Here is a 15,123-nt window from a genome sequence, read left to right on the forward strand (position 1 = left end):
TCCTGATAAACATATCAGGACTTTTTTGTTTTATAATACTTTTCAATTTCAGATTTTCTACCAATCGTTTTGGTAATAATATCTTTGTCTAAATCCCAACCTCGTGCAGGTGAATATTGGCGCCCATACCAAATAATTTGTAAATGTAAGTCGTTCCATAAGGCTTCGGGGAACAAGCGTTTGGCATCTTTTTCGGTTTGTACCACATTTTTACCATTACTTAAATTCCAGCGATACATTAAACGTTGTATATGAGTGTCTACAGGAAAAGCTGGTATACCAAAGGCTTGCGATAGTACAACTGCAGCGGTTTTATGTCCAACAGCAGGAAGAGCTTCAAGAGCTTCATAAGTTCTTGGAACTTCGCCATTATGCTTATCTATTAAAATTTGTGATAAGCCATGAATGCCTTTACTTTTCATAGGAGATAAGCCCACAGGTCTAATAATATCTCTAATTTCATCGACTGTAAGTTTAACCATGTCGTAAGGATTGTCTGCCTTTTCAAATAATAAAGGTGTTATTTGGTTTACACGCACATCTGTACTTTGCGCCGACATAAGTACTGCGATAAGTAAGGTGTAAGGATCTTTATGATCTAACGGAATAGGAATTTCTGGATATAAATCATTTAAGGTATTTATAACAAACTCTACTTTTTCTTGTTTGGTCATTATTGTATTTTTGAACAAATTTAATAAATATGACGACTTTAAAAATTGGAGATGCTGCTCCAAATTTCACAGCCAAGGATCAAGATGGCAATATAATTTCATTAAACGATTATAAAGGAAAAAAACTTGTAATTTTTTTCTATCCTAAAGCAAGTACTCCTGGTTGTACTGTAGAAGCTTGTAATTTGCGCGATAATTTTGAGCGTTTTCAAGCATTAAATTACGAAATTCTTGGCGTGAGTGCCGATAGTGAAAAACGACAATCTAATTTTAAAACAAAACATGAATTTCAGTATCCTTTATTAGCAGATGAAGACAAAACTGTAATTAATGCCTTTGGAGTTTGGGGGGCAAAAAAATTCATGGGTCGCGAATACGACGGTATTCATAGAACCACTTTTGTAATTAATGAAGAGGGTATTATTGAGGATGTTATTTCTAAAGTAAAAACAAAAGCCCACGCCGAACAAATTTTAGGCTAAAAAAAATCTTAATAGATTAATCTTGAGGCCAAAGCGAATCGGGATAATCATTAAAATCTGGTGTCACATAGCGGTCATCGCTTGTGGCACTATCATCTAAAGATCCGAAATAAAACACATCTTGGCTAACACCCGGTAATTGTATGTTAGTTAGCACTGTATTTATATCATAGTCTTGCTGGATAGTATGTTGTCTGTATGCTGTAGCAGGAACAGTATTGGCTACATCTGGATTTAAATAATCGGCACCTACACTACTAAAAGTAATATCGTTAGTAGGATTTTGGTCTTGAGTTTTATTTTCTTCATCGCGTGTTAAGACGCCATCGCCATCATCATCGGGATCTAAATAATCGGGAATACCATCGCCATCGGTATCTAAAGAGTCTACAAAACCAACCCCATCAACATAATTTGGAGATTCGCTACTTGTTTTTACATTATCACCATCATCATCATCATCCAAATAATCAGGAATACCATCGCCGTCTGTATCTGTTGGATTTGTACTTGGGTCGTTATCGCCATCTAAATTCGCATCTTCTACATCGGCAGGGATGCCATCGTTATCATCTTCAGTTAAAATAGTTGTAATGGTTGCTACACCCGATGTACTTTCTAAATCGTTGGTAACAGTAATATTAGAAGGAGGTACGTCGTTACAGAAAAAATCTGAAGGATCGGCATTATAAGAACGGTAATTAAACGGATTGGTTGAACTTATACTTACTGTTGTTGTTAAGGTATTATCATCGCCAACCTCTAAAAGGTCGTCTAGAGTAAGGGCAGGCGAAGTTATTTTTAAAGAAAGGGATTCGTAAGGATCTGTTTTAATATTGTAAAATACTAAGGCGCCACAGGCTTCATAAGTATCGTCAAAATCAAATTCAACTGTGATAATATCGCCATCGTCGCAGGATAAAAAAGTAAAAAGACTTAAAAACAATAATAAGGATAACTTACGCATAGGGATTTCTTTGGAGTACAAAAATAATGATTTGACAAATTATAATAAGGCATATTGAAAATAATTTTATTTAAAGTAATTTTGCGGAATGAAAAAGGTGTATTTAGACAGTGCGGCAACTACAAAAATAAGAACAGAAGTTATTGATGATATGACTCGTGTAATGCAAGAGGTTTACGGGAATCCGTCATCTTCCCATAGCTTTGGACGCTCTGCTAAAACTTTGGTGGAAACAGCTAGAAAAACGATTGCTAAGCGTTTAAATGTTACGACTTCTGAAATAGTTTTTACTTCGGGTGGGACAGAAGCCGATAATTTAGTGCTATTGAGCGCTGTTAAAGATTTAGGTGTTACTCGAATTATTACTTCTAAAATAGAACATCACGCCGTATTACATACCGTAGACTACTTAGAAAAAGCTTATGGTGTTACAGTCGATTATGTAGACTTAGATAACAATGGAGAAGTAGTTATTTCGAGTTTAGAACAATTGTTATCGACTTCTGAAGCAAAAACACTCGTCAGTTTAATGCATGTAAATAACGAAATAGGAAATCTCCTAGATCTTAAACACGTTGCACAACTTTGTAAAGCACATAACGCCTATTTTCATAGCGATACCGTACAATCTGTTGGACATTTTGAATTAGATTTACAGGACATTCCTGTGGATTTTATCGCGGTTAGCGCTCATAAATTTCATGGTCCTAAAGGTGTTGGCTTTGCATTTATAAGAAAGCATTCTAATTTAAAACCGATGATTCATGGAGGTGAGCAAGAACGTGGACTACGAGCTGGCACCGAAGCGGTACATAATATTGTGGGTTTAGAAACAGCATTTAAACTTGCTTATAAAAACTTAGAGAAGGAACGTGAATTTGTAAGCCAATTAAAAACATATTTCTGTAACGAAATTATGCAACTATCGCCACTAGTTAAGTTTAACGGGTTTTCTGGGAATATGGAAAAATCTACTTATACTTTAATAAATGTTTGTTTACCGATAGAGGCAAGGAAATCGGATATGTTGTTGTTTCAACTAGATTTAAAAGGGATAGCCTGTTCTAGAGGAAGTGCTTGCCAAAGCGGTGCTTTGAAAGGTTCTCATGTATTAAACGAAATTTTAAACGAAGCCGATAAAAGAAAAGTTTCTCTTCGGTTTTCGTTCAGTCATTTTAACACGTTTGAAGATGTAGATTATGCTATCGAGGTTTTAAAAGCATGCATAAACTAATAAATAGGTGTACTAGCCATGAATGGTTTCGCTTTTGCTTAAATCTTTCATGATTTCGGCTTCGAATTCTAATAAATCTTGCCATTTTTTGTCTACCTCTTCGCGGTTTCCATATTGTCTTGCAAAACCTAAAAACATCGTGTAATGATTGGCTTCGCTAACCATTAATTTTCTGTAAAACTCGGCGAGGTCTTTATCTTCTAGTTCTTCCGATAATAATCTAAAACGCTCGCAACTTCTAGCTTCAATTAAAGCGGCATATAATAATCTGTGAACTAGTTGTGTGGTTCGGCTTCCGCCTTTAGGAAAGAAGGTAATTAATTTTAAAACATAATCATCTTTTCTATCGCGTCCTAATACCCAACCATTTTCTAAAATTTTGTCGTGTACCATTTTAAAATGACTAATTTCTTCCTTTACTAAAGCCACCATTTCTTGAACTAATTCTGTGTATTCTGGAAAACTTACTATTAACGAGATCGCTGTGCTTGTTGCTTTTTGTTCACAATAGGCATGATCGGTTAAAATGTCTTCAACATTTTTTTCTACAATATTTACCCATCTTGGGTCTGTTGGTAATTTTAGGCCTAGCATACGATTATATTTTAGAGTTAATTTCGGAAATTTGGTATTCACCAGTTTTTGAAATTATAAGTTGAAATGTTTTGTGTTGGGTTTGATTTTCAGGTTCTGCATATAAAATATTTAAAACAATAGACGAGTTAGTTGCGATATGCTTGTCGTCTAGCCAAATACTTTTTAAAATAAATGGTTTAAGCCATTCTGAAGCGCCTTCAATATTTTTATTTATAAACGATTTTGAAAGTGTTTGTTTGAAAACTGTGTTTTGTTCATTCTCCACAGAAATATCTGCCAACACATTTCTATAAAACGTTTTTATGTTTAAGCTATCTTTAATTTCAGTTTTAGAAATATTAGAATTCATATCTGTATAGGTTTTAATATGAATTTTAAATCCAGTACTTAATAGGGTATCGGTTATGGTTTCGGTATAGGTCTCTGGAAGGTAAACTATACGTTCAGAAAACGAAGATAACATGTTCTTTTCTGCCAAAATTTGCTTCGGATTTTTATGCATTTTACTACTCCCATCGCAACTTGAAAGCAGTGTAGCGATAGTTAAAATAATAACACTTAAAATCCTGTTTAATAGTGATTTACACATCTAAATCGAAACTTTTTCTTAAGAGTTCTAGACTTGGGTTTTTCTCGCACATTTTTTGAAACTTTTCGCGCGTGGTATAAGCGTATTGTTTTTCATTTTCTTCGTTAATTTCGATGTCTAAATTGACATCAAAATTGTTTAAACGTTTACGAATAAAACTTAATAAGCCGAAAGAATTTCTCTCAACTTCAACCTTATTAGTTTCATTAGGATATACTACTTTAATTGTAGTTTTATCTATTAATTTAGGAGTATCTATAGAAAGAATAGAGGCCAAATTATATTTTCCTTCGGTTTCAATTACACTAACATAATCTTTCCAAGCCGTCTGCATGTCTTCTTCAATGAAATCATCTGTAGGTAAATTAATTTCATCGTAAACAACTTCATTTTGTTTAATTTCATGCTCTTTTTTCGCACGAATACTTTTTAAAGATAGGCCAGAAGTACGTTTGCTTTCCTGCGATAATACAATTTTTGGAGATTTAGGTTCTTCTGCTTTAGCAAGAATTGTTTTGTTTTCTGCTGATACTGTAGAAGCGGTACTGGTCTCGTTTTGTTTATTATTAGCGACAGGTTCTGGTTTTGAAACCGGAATGGGCGTAATCCCTTTGGCTCTAAAATAAGATGGCGGAATTATGAACCGTTTACTATTTTTTTTTTCTCCATCGAAAATGATAGAGGCAAGCTGCATGAGGCAAAGTTCGACCAGGAGTCGCTGATTCTTACTGGATTTGTACTTTAAGTCGCAGTCGTTAGCGAGTTCAATTCCTTTTAATAAAAAGTCTTGAGGTGATTTATTAGCCTGTTCTAAATACTTTTGTTTGGTTTCTTCACCAACTTCTAGAAGTTCTACGGTTTGCGGCGTTTTACATACCAGTAAATCTCTAAAGTGAGAGGCTAAACCAGCAATATAATGTTGTCCGTCGAAGCCTTTAGATAACGTTGTATTAAATTGTAATAGGAGTTGCGGAATGTTATTTTCTAAAATTAAATCGGTGCTTGTAAAGAAGGTTTCGTAATCAAGAACGTTTAAGTTTTCGGTTACCGCTTGTCTCGTTAAATTTTTACCAGAAAAACTAACCACACGATCGAATATTGAAAGCGCATCACGCATAGCACCGTCTGCTTTTTGTGCAATAATATGTAAAGCGTCGTCTTCGGCTTCTATACCCTGTTCTTTTGCAATATATTTTAAATAATCTTTAGCGTCTTTTACCGTAATACGTTTAAAATCAAAAATCTGACAACGCGATAAAATGGTTGGTATAATTTTATGTTTTTCGGTAGTTGCTAAAATAAAAATACAATGCTTAGGAGGTTCTTCTAAGGTTTTTAAAAACGCATTAAAAGCGGCTTGAGACAACATATGAACCTCGTCAATAATATAGACCTTATATTTCCCTATTTGTGGCGGAATTCTAACTTGATCGGTTAGGTTCCTAATATCGTCTACAGAATTGTTAGACGCCGCATCGAGTTCAAATACATTAAAGGCAAAATCTTCATCAGGATTTTCATTGCCTTGACTGTTAATCATTTTGGCCAATATACGGGCACAACTGGTTTTACCAACACCTCGAGGTCCTGTAAATAGTAAGGCTTGTGCCAAATGATTATTTTCTATAGCATTTAATAAAGTATTGGTAATAGCCTGCTGACCTACAACATCTTTAAATGTTTGAGGTCTATATTTACGAGCCGATACTATAAAATGTTCCATAGAAATACTTAGAACAACAAAGTTAAAAATTCGGTGTTTATTTTCCTGAAATGAGGACTAAAATTAACGTGAGTTATTAACAATTTTTGAAATTTAATAAAAGCGAGTGTAATAGAATAATACGCTATTTGTTGTACTTTTGCAGATAAGTAGATTGCCTTATCGCTGTTCTATTTATAGAATGGAGGAAAGTCCGAACACCATAGTGCAACATAGTGGTTAATGGCCACCAGTCGTGAGATTAGGAAAAGTGCAACAGAAAGTATGTACAGGTAATGCTGTAGTGAAACCAGGTAAACTCTATGTGGTGCAATGCCATGTATACCAATGCTTGAGGGCGGCACGCTCGATGTTGGAGGGTGGGCAGCTAAAGTGTGCTGGTAACAGTACACTCAGATAAATGATAGGGGCTTTTTTATTTAAAAAAAGTACAGAATTCGGCTTATAGATTTACTTAAATAAACAAGCCCTTTTTTAGTGATAAAAAAGGGCTTTGTTTTGGTTTAAATTGGTTGGTTAGTTAAAGATATTGGTTGGTTTTTTTATTGTGTCTCGTCTAAAACTTCTTGTAAACCGTCTAGCTTTTCTTCAGCTAAAGATTCAAAAGCACTGTAGGTTGGTAAATTATCCCAATAACTGTATTCTTTTGCAATTTTACCGTCTTTAAATAAAAAACGAGAGATTATTGGAATTTGTAATTCTTGGTCACTTCCTTTTAAAGTTCCTACCCAAATGGCCCAACTGTTAACCCATTTTTCTCCGGCATTGTTAGTAATCATTTCACAGTTAACACCGTTTTTATAGTTGTATCCAGATACATGTACGCGACCGTCTTGAGAAACTTTAATCATTTCTGAAACAGAAATAGGATCTAAGGAGTTTTCATAAATTTCGGCATCTTCAGTATATAAGTCTTTTAAGTCCTCATAATTACTGTCTATAAAATACTGGTGTAGGGTTTTTACGGTTTCAATTTCTGGTGAAGTGGTAGTATATTGCTTTACGGGTTCTTTACAAGAAACCATTAAAGCTAGTGAAAAAGCAATTAAGATAATTTTTTTCATAAAAATATAGTTCTTTGTTTTAATTACTCGCTATAATGCTTTAGCGAATTCTAAAGTACATATTTTATATTAAATTTAACATATAAAATCTGTTTTTTTTGAATTTATTCTTAGCATAAAGTTTTTTATTAGAGCGGATTTAGGAATGTATTATCGGTAAATTGTTGTGATTAAGAAAGTTATGAGTTTTGTGTTTCTGCTATAAGTAACCATAAAAAAAAGCCAACTTTCTAAAATTAAGAAGAAAGATGACTTTTTATTAAGAATTATGTTAAAGAATAGGTGATTCTTTTCTATTCGTTTGTGGTTTCGCTTTCAGGATTTTTAAAAAAGCTAAACATATTGCCACCATATCCTTTAGAGTAGCTATAATTGTTAAGTTTAGATAAATCGGTATGTTTGGAATGCTCTACAATTAAAACACCATCGGTTTCAAGTAATTGATTTTCGAATACCAAATTCGGAATTTTAGCAAATTCTTCGTCAGGGAATGCATAGGGCGGATCTGCAAAAATAACATCGGCCTTTATAGTGCTTTGTTCTAAAAATTTAAAAACATCACTTTTAATGGTTTGAATTGGCATGTCGAATCCTTCGGCAGTCTCGTTTATAAATTTTATACATCCAAAATCCTGATCTACACAAGTAATTTGTGTGGTTCCTCTAGAAGCGAACTCATAACTTATACTTCCAGTTCCTGCAAATAAATCAAGCACAGAAATATCGTCAAAATAATAGGAGTTATTTAAGATGTTAAATAAAGCCTCTTTGGCCATGTCTGTGGTAGGGCGAACGGGTAGCTTTTTTGGAGCTATAATTTTTCTTCCTTTGTATGTTCCAGATATTATTCGCATTAAAAACTATTTAAGATGATAAACTCTGCATGTTGAGTTTGTGGTTGATGACTAAAAGTAAACGGATGGTTTTGTTTCCCGAATGAAATATGACGGACGTATTTATAAGCGATAGTATATAAATCGTCATTTTTTAAAATGTCTCCTATGAAAACCAGTTGAATAGTTTCTGGATTTAATTTTAATTGTTCTAAAGTGAAGAGTAGATAATATATAAAATCTTCCTTACTGTTGTATTCAAAAGTGTTGTAAAACTGTAATTCGCCCGAGTTTACACTAATTAGTTCGAAGTGACGCGAACTAACATGAATATAAAGTTTGGGTTGATTTGCATTCTTCTCTAGCTGTAAAATACGTTCAATTAAAATGGTGGAATAATGTTTAAAGGTGAATTCCCCAAATTGGTCGTAAATAAAATTGTTCACATTTACGTAAGGTACATACACGTTTACACTATCATTAGCCTCAATAGTATCGTAGGTAATAAAATCTGATTTTAAAATTTTCGTATTAAACTTTAAATAATCGGCTAAATGATCTTCGCTAAATAGAGGGGAGGGTACCAAGGTAGATAACTCGTTACAATGTACAAGTTGTATGTTGTTAAAATTCTGCTGAAGACTTTGTTCGGTTTTAAATAAAGACTCTACATGATCTAATAACTGATAAGGTGTTTCAAATTGCTTAAAAGTAATATGTTTTAAAACTTCAACCTGTTGAGTATTTGAATTTAATATACAAAAAGAAAGTCCACTCAAACTAATTTGAATGGACAATTCTTTATGTGTATTGGTATGAGAATTACTATTCGTCGTCGCCATATGTTTTAGGCCAGTTACCGTTTGTTTTAACTTCAGACATAGATCCTACCATTAAAGCATCTCCGTTAACATCGTCTACTGCAATTACTTGATTTTCTTGAATTACTAAATCTTTGTCTTGATCGTAAAGAATCACGTTTTTCTTAACAGAAGATTCGAAAACAGGAATTTTAACATCGTTTTGGTCTAAAGTTCCAGCTTCCATTTTAAATTTAGCGCCTTCTGGACCGATACCTTCAGGAAGGTTCATCATGGTTTTGTAACGTGTAGAGTTTTTAAATAAAGAATCTTTTACAGGTACAAATCCTAATGTATCAATAATAATAATATCTTTTGTAGTTTCTACACCACCGTAACGCTTCGTTAATTCTTCATCGATAACTGTAGAGTCACGACGTTGTGTAATGGTATATTTTGCTGTATCAATAAATTTAATTAAGTGGTCAAAATCTCCTGCAAATTTCCCTGTAACTTGTTTGTGCGCTAATTGAGCATCTCTAATGTCGATTAATTTTTCGATTACTTGAGCGTAACGCTTCTTTTTAACTTGGTTAAACTCGATAGGCTTATAAACAGACATGAATGTTTGATACCCTAAAAAGGCAATAAGTATCCATAGTCCAATAATTAGAAAAGGTTTTAAACCAGAAGGAAGGAATTTGTCAATTAGCCAAACTAAACCAATAGTTATTAAAATAGAGGCCACTGCAATAAGAATTATTGTAAGCATAGTGTTTTTTGTTAATTAAATTTTTTTATAAGGTCTAACGCAAATCTACAATTTTTTTTTATTCGTAAAAACCTATCTGCAGAAAATCATTACTATATTTGAATAAAAATATTTGCGAAACCTTCAAAAATGAACGCACCCCAATTTTATTCCCTTATAAAACAGCAGTTTCCGTTTAATCCTACCTCAAAACAAGATATTGTATTAATTCAGTTATCAGAATTTATTTTAAGTACAGATAAAAATGTGTTGTATTTGCTAAAAGGGTATGCCGGAACGGGGAAAACCACGATTATTAGTACGATTGTTAGTAATTTATGGAAAATTAAGAAGAGTGCTGTGCTTATGGCTCCAACGGGGCGAGCGGCGAAAGTAATCTCAAATTATTCAAAAAAAGAGGCGTTTACCATTCATAAAAAAATATATTTTCCAAAAAAAGAAAAAGGAGGCGGTGTAAAATTTGTTTTGCAACCCAACAAACATAAAAACACTATTTTTATTGTCGATGAAGCTTCAATGATTCCTGATACACCTGGAGAATCCAAATTACAGGAGCATGGATCGCTACTCGACGATTTAATGCAATACGTTTACAGCGGGCATCACTGCAAGCTTCTTTTAATAGGGGATACCGCGCAGTTGCCACCGGTAAAATTAGATATTAGTCCGGCGTTAGATCCTAAACTTTTAAACATGAATTATGATAAAGAGGTTGTGGGGATTGAATTAGATGAAGTCGTAAGGCAAGAACAAGATTCTGGGATTTTATATAATGCAACGCTACTTAGAGAAACTTTGGCAGGCGAATTTTTTGATGCTTTTAAGTTTGATGTTAGGCCCTATAAAGATATTATTCGCTTAATTGACGGACAAGAAATTATGGATGCTATTAACGATGCTTATAGCGAATTGGGTAACGAGGAGACTTCATTTATTGTTAGAAGTAACAAACGTGCAAATCTTTATAATCAGCAAATTAGGAGTCGGATATTATTTAATGAAAACGAACTTTCTACTGGCGATTATTTAATGGTTGTTAAGAATAATTATTTTTGGTTGAAGCCTACTACTGAAGCTGGTTTTATTGCGAATGGAGATATAGTTGAAGTGCTAGAAATTTTTACCATTCAAGATTTATATGGATTTCGTTTTGCTGAAGTAAAAGTAAGAATGGTCGATTACCCGAACATGAAACCTTTTGAAACCGTTTTGCTTTTAGATACTATTTCGGCTGAATCACCATCTTTAAGTTACGAAGATTCAAATCGTTTATATCAAGAAGTGATGCTGGATTATCAAGATGAAACTAGTAATTACAAGAAATTCACTAAGGTTAAGGCTAACAAGTATTTTAATGCGTTGCAGGTAAAATTTTCTTATGCCATTACCTGTCATAAGTCGCAAGGAGGGCAGTGGAATACAGTTTTTGTTGAGCAGCCTTACTTGCCAAACGGTATTGATAGGGATTATTTACGCTGGTTATATACAGCGGTTACGCGAGCCAAAGAAAAACTATATTTAATAGGTTTTAAAGATGCTTTCTTTGAAAACGAATAAATACTTCAGTTCTAAATTTAAAATTCTTAAATAGCCTTATTTTGTAGATTTGCTAATAAGTATTGGGTGGAATATATTGTGTCATTTAAGATTTATTCTGCAATTAGGTAATAAAAAAACCGCCTAAAGACATTTAGACGGTTTGTAAAGATTGTTTTTAAAGAACGGTTATAATAGAATACTGCTAATTTGCTGTGCTAATTCTGTACCAATTCTATCTTGAGCTTCGTTTGTTGCTGCACCAGTGTGTGGTGTAAGCGATAAAGACGAGTTCATAAGTAATCCCATTTCTGGTTTTGGTTCTTTTTCGAAAACATCTAATGCGGCTCTAGAAATTTTTCCGCTTTCGATAGCTTTTACAAGTGCAACTTCGTCTACAACTCCACCACGAGCGGCGTTAACTAAAATAGCACCATCTTTCATTTCGTTTAATTCTTTAGCACCAATTACATAATCGTCTTGTGCTGGTACGTGAAGTGTAATAAAATCTGCTTGTTTTAAAACGTCTTCTTTAGAAATGGTTTTAATTTCAAAAGTAACGGTTTGTCCGTCGTAGAAATCTAATACTAAATCTACTTTATCTAAAAATGGGTCGAAAGCTACTACTTTCATTCCTGCTCCTAAAGCTACTTTAGCTGTTGCTTGGCCAATTCTACCAAATCCTAAAACCCCTAAGGTTTTTCCTTTTAATTCTGTTCCTTTAGCATAAGCTTTCTTTAAACCTTTAAAGTTTTTATCTCCTTCTAAAGGCATGTCTCTGTTAGAGTTATGTAAGAAACGTGCTAAACCATATAAGTGTCCAAATACTAATTCGGCTACAGAGTGTGAAGAGGCTGCAGGAGTATTAATTACATGTAATCCTTTTTCGCGAGCATATTCAACATCAATATTATCCATTCCAACACCACCACGACCAATTATTTTTAGGCTAGGGCAGGCGTCTATTAAGTCTTTACGTACCGTAGTTGCGCTTCTAACTAATAGCACAACAATTTGGTTTTCGTTTATGTAATTTATTAGTTGTTCTTGAGCTACCGTGGTTGTGATAACTTCAAATCCGTCTTTTTCTAAGGCATCAATTCCACTTTGAGAAATACCGTCGTTTGCTAATACTTTCATAAGATTATTAGTCATAAAAATGACTCCGATTTTATTAATTAATTTATTGTTTAAGCTTTTCTTTCTAGTTCACTCATTACTTCAACTAAAGCTGCTACACTGCTTAAAGGTAAAGCGTTATACATAGATGCTCTGTATCCACCAACACTACGGTGACCATTAATTCCATTCATGCCAGCTTCTTTTGCCATAGCGTCAAATGTATCTTTTAAACTGTCGTCTACTAAGTTAAAAGTAGCGTTCATAGTTGAACGATCTTCTTTTTTAGCAAATCCTTTAAACAACGGGTTTAAGTCGATTTCAGAATACATTAATTGTGCTTTCTTTTCGTTTTCTTTTTCAATAGCTGCAATTCCACCTAAATCTTTTAACCATTGTAGTGTTAACATAGAAGTGTACACTGCAAAAACAGGAGGCGTGTTAAACATACTTTCTTTTTCAATAAAGTTTTTGTAGTCTAACATAGATGGGATGGCTCGGCTAACTTTTCCTAAAACATCTTCTTTTATAACCACTAAGGTTGTACCTGCAGGACCCATATTTTTTTGAGCTCCAGCATAAATAAGATCAAATTTAGAGAAATCTAAACTTCTAGAAAAAATATCGCTACTCATGTCGCATACCAAAGGCACTGGGCTAGTAGGGAATTCTTTTATTTGTGTTCCAAAAATAGTGTTGTTAGAGGTACAGTGGAAATAATCCAAATCTGAATCTATGCTAAATCCTTTAGGGATGTAGTTATAATTTTGATCTTTAGAAGAAGCAACTTCAACAACGTCTCCAAAAAGTTTTGCTTCTTTTATAGATTTTGCTGCCCATGTACCAGTATTTAAGTACCCTGCTTTGTTTTCTAATAAGTTATAAGCAGCCATTAAAAATTGTGTGCTTGCACCGCCTTGTAAAAATAAGGCTTTATAGCCTTTTCCTTCTAAACCAAGTAGTTCTAGAGCTAAGGCGCTTGCGGTTTCCATAACTTCAATAAAAGGTTTACTTCTATGTGATATTTCTATTAAAGATAAGCCGCTATTATTAAAATCGATTACAGCTTCTGAAGCTTTTAGTAAAACTTCTTGTGGTAGAATACAAGGACCTGCACTAAAATTGTGTTTTTTCATTATTTCGATAATTTTGTGATAAGCACAAAGGTGCTAATTAATTGATGATTTTATGTTATAAAATTAATATTTTTTATGCTAAATTTCTAATAAAAATGAGATGGTGTCCACGTTATCGGCATAATCGTAAAGGTTGGGCAATTGGGTGTTTCCGAAAACAATTTCGTTACTGTTAAACCCTTTAGAAACAATACATTGTATGTTGTCTTTTTTGGAATTTATAGTGTTTTTTAAGTCAACTATATCGTTGTAATACTCGTAAAAAACCGTCGCAATTGGCGAAGAAAAACTTTCATCTTCTTTAATCATTAAGAAGCCATTTTCTAGCATGTCAAATTCACTCATCAAATACACGGCTTTATTGTAGTCGTAATTATTGGCGTATTTATGATCGTGAATTACATCGCCCCATTTAAACATGGCTTTAAAAAAGTTTTGAAAGTCGTACTGCTCTGGCACATATAGTTTAGATACATTACGGCAGCCTAAACCGTAATATCTAAAAATATCTTCAGATAAACCTTCTAATTCTTCTGGCGTTTCTTCTCCAGTTAACACCGCAATAGAATTTCTGTTTTTTCGAATAATGGAAGGTTTGTCTTTAAAATAAAACTCAAAATAACGTGCTGTGTTGTTGCTACCCGTGGCAATAACGGCATCGAAATCCCTTAATTTCTCTTCGGTAAATGTAATTCGGCCTTTAAATTCTGGTTCGACATGTTCTAAATATTTCGCTAAGAAAGGAAGTAAATGTTTGTCGTTAGACGATTGTTTTACTAATACAGAATGCCCTGTAATTAAAACCGATAAAAAATCGTGAAACCCAACTAAAGGAATGTTTCCTGCCATAATAATGGCTACTGTTTTTGGAGACTCGGTATGTAGGTTGTAGGGGGTTAGCCAAGCTGTTAATGGTTGTTCTTGCAGTAGTTTAGACCAGCCTTTAAGAGCAAAAACAAGGTTGTCTTGGTTAAACCAGCCATTGTGTTCTTGAGCTAATTTTAACTGATGTTTAAATCCGTTAAAAAATAAATCATTAAAAAGAACAGTTTCATTTTTTTGAAATTCTTCAGTACTAAACTGGCTTAAAAAATCTCCTAATTTTACAAAAGCATTAATTCTTTGCTGTAAATTCATTTTCTAATTTGGTTATGAAAGGTTTTGGCTTTATTTTTGTCCAACAAAGTTAGAAAAAGAAAATGCTATGGCAATTATAATAACAGATGAATGTATAAATTGTGGCGCTTGTGAACCAGAGTGCCCAAACACTGCTATATATGAAGGTGCTGATGATTGGAGATACAAAGATGGTACTAGTTTAGATGGTACTGTTGTATTACCAAGCGGTAAGGAAGTAGACGCGGACGAGGCTCAAGAGCCTGTTAGTGATGAAATTTACTATATCGTACCAGATAAATGTACAGAATGTAAAGGATTTCATGAAGAACCTCAATGTGCGGCAGTTTGTCCAGTAGATTGTTGTGTTCCAGATGATGATCATGAAGAAACCGAAGATGAGTTATTAGCGAAACAGCGCTTTATGCACCCTGATGGTTAATTAATTATTTTAAATTACGATATTGAATCCTGAGTTTTT

The 15,123-nt window shown here is 33.6% G+C and carries 16 protein-coding genes and 1 other RNA gene; 5 read left to right on the top strand and 12 right to left on the bottom strand.

What is annotated here, in order from left to right:
• Nucleotides 1-14: 14 nt before the first annotated feature.
• On the bottom strand, nt 15-674 hold the full coding sequence (locus A9D35_RS01250) for an endonuclease III domain-containing protein (RefSeq protein ID WP_066217967.1): 660 nt from the start codon (nt 672-674) through the stop codon (nt 15-17).
• A 29-nt stretch (nt 675-703) separates the two neighbouring features.
• Here A9D35_RS01250 and bcp point away from each other — a divergent pair, with 29 nt between their 5' ends.
• On the top strand, nt 704-1,156 hold the full coding sequence (gene bcp / locus A9D35_RS01255) for a thioredoxin-dependent thiol peroxidase (RefSeq protein ID WP_066217968.1): 453 nt from the start codon (nt 704-706) through the stop codon (nt 1,154-1,156).
• A 16-nt stretch (nt 1,157-1,172) separates the two neighbouring features.
• Here bcp and A9D35_RS01260 read toward each other — a convergent pair whose 3' ends face one another.
• Nucleotides 1,173-2,123: a hypothetical protein gene (locus tag A9D35_RS01260; RefSeq protein ID WP_066217970.1), complete on the bottom strand. Its 951-nt coding sequence runs from the start codon at nt 2,121-2,123 to the stop codon at nt 1,173-1,175.
• Nucleotides 2,124-2,211: 88 nt separating this feature from the next.
• On the opposite strand from A9D35_RS01260, the gene A9D35_RS01265 reads away from it, so the two are divergent.
• The gene (locus A9D35_RS01265) at nt 2,212-3,357 is read left to right on the top strand and encodes a cysteine desulfurase family protein (RefSeq protein WP_066217972.1); all 1,146 of its coding nucleotides are present in this window, start codon (nt 2,212-2,214) and stop codon (nt 3,355-3,357) included.
• A 12-nt stretch (nt 3,358-3,369) separates the two neighbouring features.
• Here A9D35_RS01265 and A9D35_RS01270 read toward each other — a convergent pair whose 3' ends face one another.
• From A9D35_RS01270 to A9D35_RS01280, 3 genes are read right to left on the bottom strand one after another with little or no spacing between them, the layout of a single operon-like run.
• Nucleotides 3,370-3,951 carry a MiaE family protein gene (locus A9D35_RS01270; RefSeq protein WP_066225681.1) on the bottom strand — a complete coding sequence of 194 codons (582 nt, stop codon included), beginning with the start codon at nt 3,949-3,951 and terminating at the stop codon, nt 3,370-3,372.
• Nucleotides 3,952-3,955: 4 nt separating this feature from the next.
• Nucleotides 3,956-4,543 (bottom strand): hypothetical protein, encoded by a 588-nt coding sequence (locus tag A9D35_RS01275; protein ID WP_066217974.1) that lies wholly within the window; start codon nt 4,541-4,543, stop codon nt 3,956-3,958.
• Complete coding sequence (locus A9D35_RS01280; RefSeq protein ID WP_066217976.1) at nt 4,536-6,266, bottom strand: DNA polymerase III subunit gamma/tau; 1,731 nt, start codon at nt 6,264-6,266, stop codon at nt 4,536-4,538. The genes A9D35_RS01275 and A9D35_RS01280 overlap by 8 nt, the downstream gene beginning before the upstream one ends.
• A gap of 146 nt (nt 6,267-6,412) precedes the next feature.
• Between A9D35_RS01280 and rnpB the strand changes: the two genes are divergently transcribed.
• An RNA gene (gene rnpB, locus A9D35_RS01285) (RNase P RNA component class A) lies at nt 6,413-6,727 on the top strand.
• 81 nt (nt 6,728-6,808) lie between these two features.
• Here rnpB and A9D35_RS01290 read toward each other — a convergent pair.
• The 4 genes from A9D35_RS01290 to A9D35_RS01305 form a co-directional block, all read right to left on the bottom strand.
• A complete protein-coding gene (locus A9D35_RS01290) occupies nt 6,809-7,330 on the bottom strand; it encodes a nuclear transport factor 2 family protein (protein ID WP_066217978.1) in 522 nt (173 codons plus the stop codon).
• A 293-nt stretch (nt 7,331-7,623) separates the two neighbouring features.
• Nucleotides 7,624-8,184, bottom strand: coding sequence for a 16S rRNA (guanine(966)-N(2))-methyltransferase RsmD (gene rsmD, locus A9D35_RS01295; protein ID WP_066217980.1), 561 nt, complete (start codon nt 8,182-8,184; stop codon nt 7,624-7,626).
• Complete coding sequence (locus A9D35_RS01300) at nt 8,184-9,005, bottom strand: DUF3822 family protein (RefSeq protein ID WP_066217982.1); 822 nt, start codon at nt 9,003-9,005, stop codon at nt 8,184-8,186. Before A9D35_RS01300 ends, rsmD begins: the two co-directional genes overlap by 1 nt.
• Nucleotides 8,989-9,735: a hypothetical protein gene (locus A9D35_RS01305; protein WP_066217984.1), complete on the bottom strand. Its 747-nt coding sequence runs from the start codon at nt 9,733-9,735 to the stop codon at nt 8,989-8,991. The genes A9D35_RS01300 and A9D35_RS01305 overlap by 17 nt, the downstream gene beginning before the upstream one ends.
• A gap of 129 nt (nt 9,736-9,864) precedes the next feature.
• Here A9D35_RS01305 and A9D35_RS01310 point away from each other — a divergent pair, with 129 nt between their 5' ends.
• Nucleotides 9,865-11,292 (top strand): ATP-dependent DNA helicase, encoded by a 1,428-nt coding sequence (locus A9D35_RS01310; RefSeq protein WP_066217986.1) that lies wholly within the window; start codon nt 9,865-9,867, stop codon nt 11,290-11,292.
• A 168-nt stretch (nt 11,293-11,460) separates the two neighbouring features.
• Here A9D35_RS01310 and A9D35_RS01315 read toward each other — a convergent pair whose 3' ends face one another.
• The 3 genes from A9D35_RS01315 to A9D35_RS01325 form a co-directional block, all read right to left on the bottom strand.
• The gene (locus tag A9D35_RS01315; protein ID WP_066225684.1) at nt 11,461-12,411 is read right to left on the bottom strand and encodes a D-2-hydroxyacid dehydrogenase; all 951 of its coding nucleotides are present in this window, start codon (nt 12,409-12,411) and stop codon (nt 11,461-11,463) included.
• A 50-nt stretch (nt 12,412-12,461) separates the two neighbouring features.
• Nucleotides 12,462-13,526 carry a 3-phosphoserine/phosphohydroxythreonine transaminase gene (serC, locus tag A9D35_RS01320; protein WP_066217988.1) on the bottom strand — a complete coding sequence of 355 codons (1,065 nt, stop codon included), beginning with the start codon at nt 13,524-13,526 and terminating at the stop codon, nt 12,462-12,464.
• 78 nt (nt 13,527-13,604) lie between these two features.
• On the bottom strand, nt 13,605-14,663 hold the full coding sequence (locus A9D35_RS01325) for an acyl-CoA reductase (protein ID WP_066217990.1): 1,059 nt from the start codon (nt 14,661-14,663) through the stop codon (nt 13,605-13,607).
• Between the two features lie 67 nt (nt 14,664-14,730).
• Here A9D35_RS01325 and A9D35_RS01330 point away from each other — a divergent pair, with 67 nt between their 5' ends.
• Complete coding sequence (locus tag A9D35_RS01330) at nt 14,731-15,084, top strand: 4Fe-4S dicluster domain-containing protein (RefSeq protein WP_066217991.1); 354 nt, start codon at nt 14,731-14,733, stop codon at nt 15,082-15,084.
• The last annotated feature ends 39 nt before the right edge of the window (nt 15,085-15,123 follow it).

Source organism: Formosa haliotis (assembly GCF_001685485.1).
Lineage (GTDB): Bacteria > Bacteroidota > Bacteroidia > Flavobacteriales > Flavobacteriaceae > Formosa > Formosa haliotis.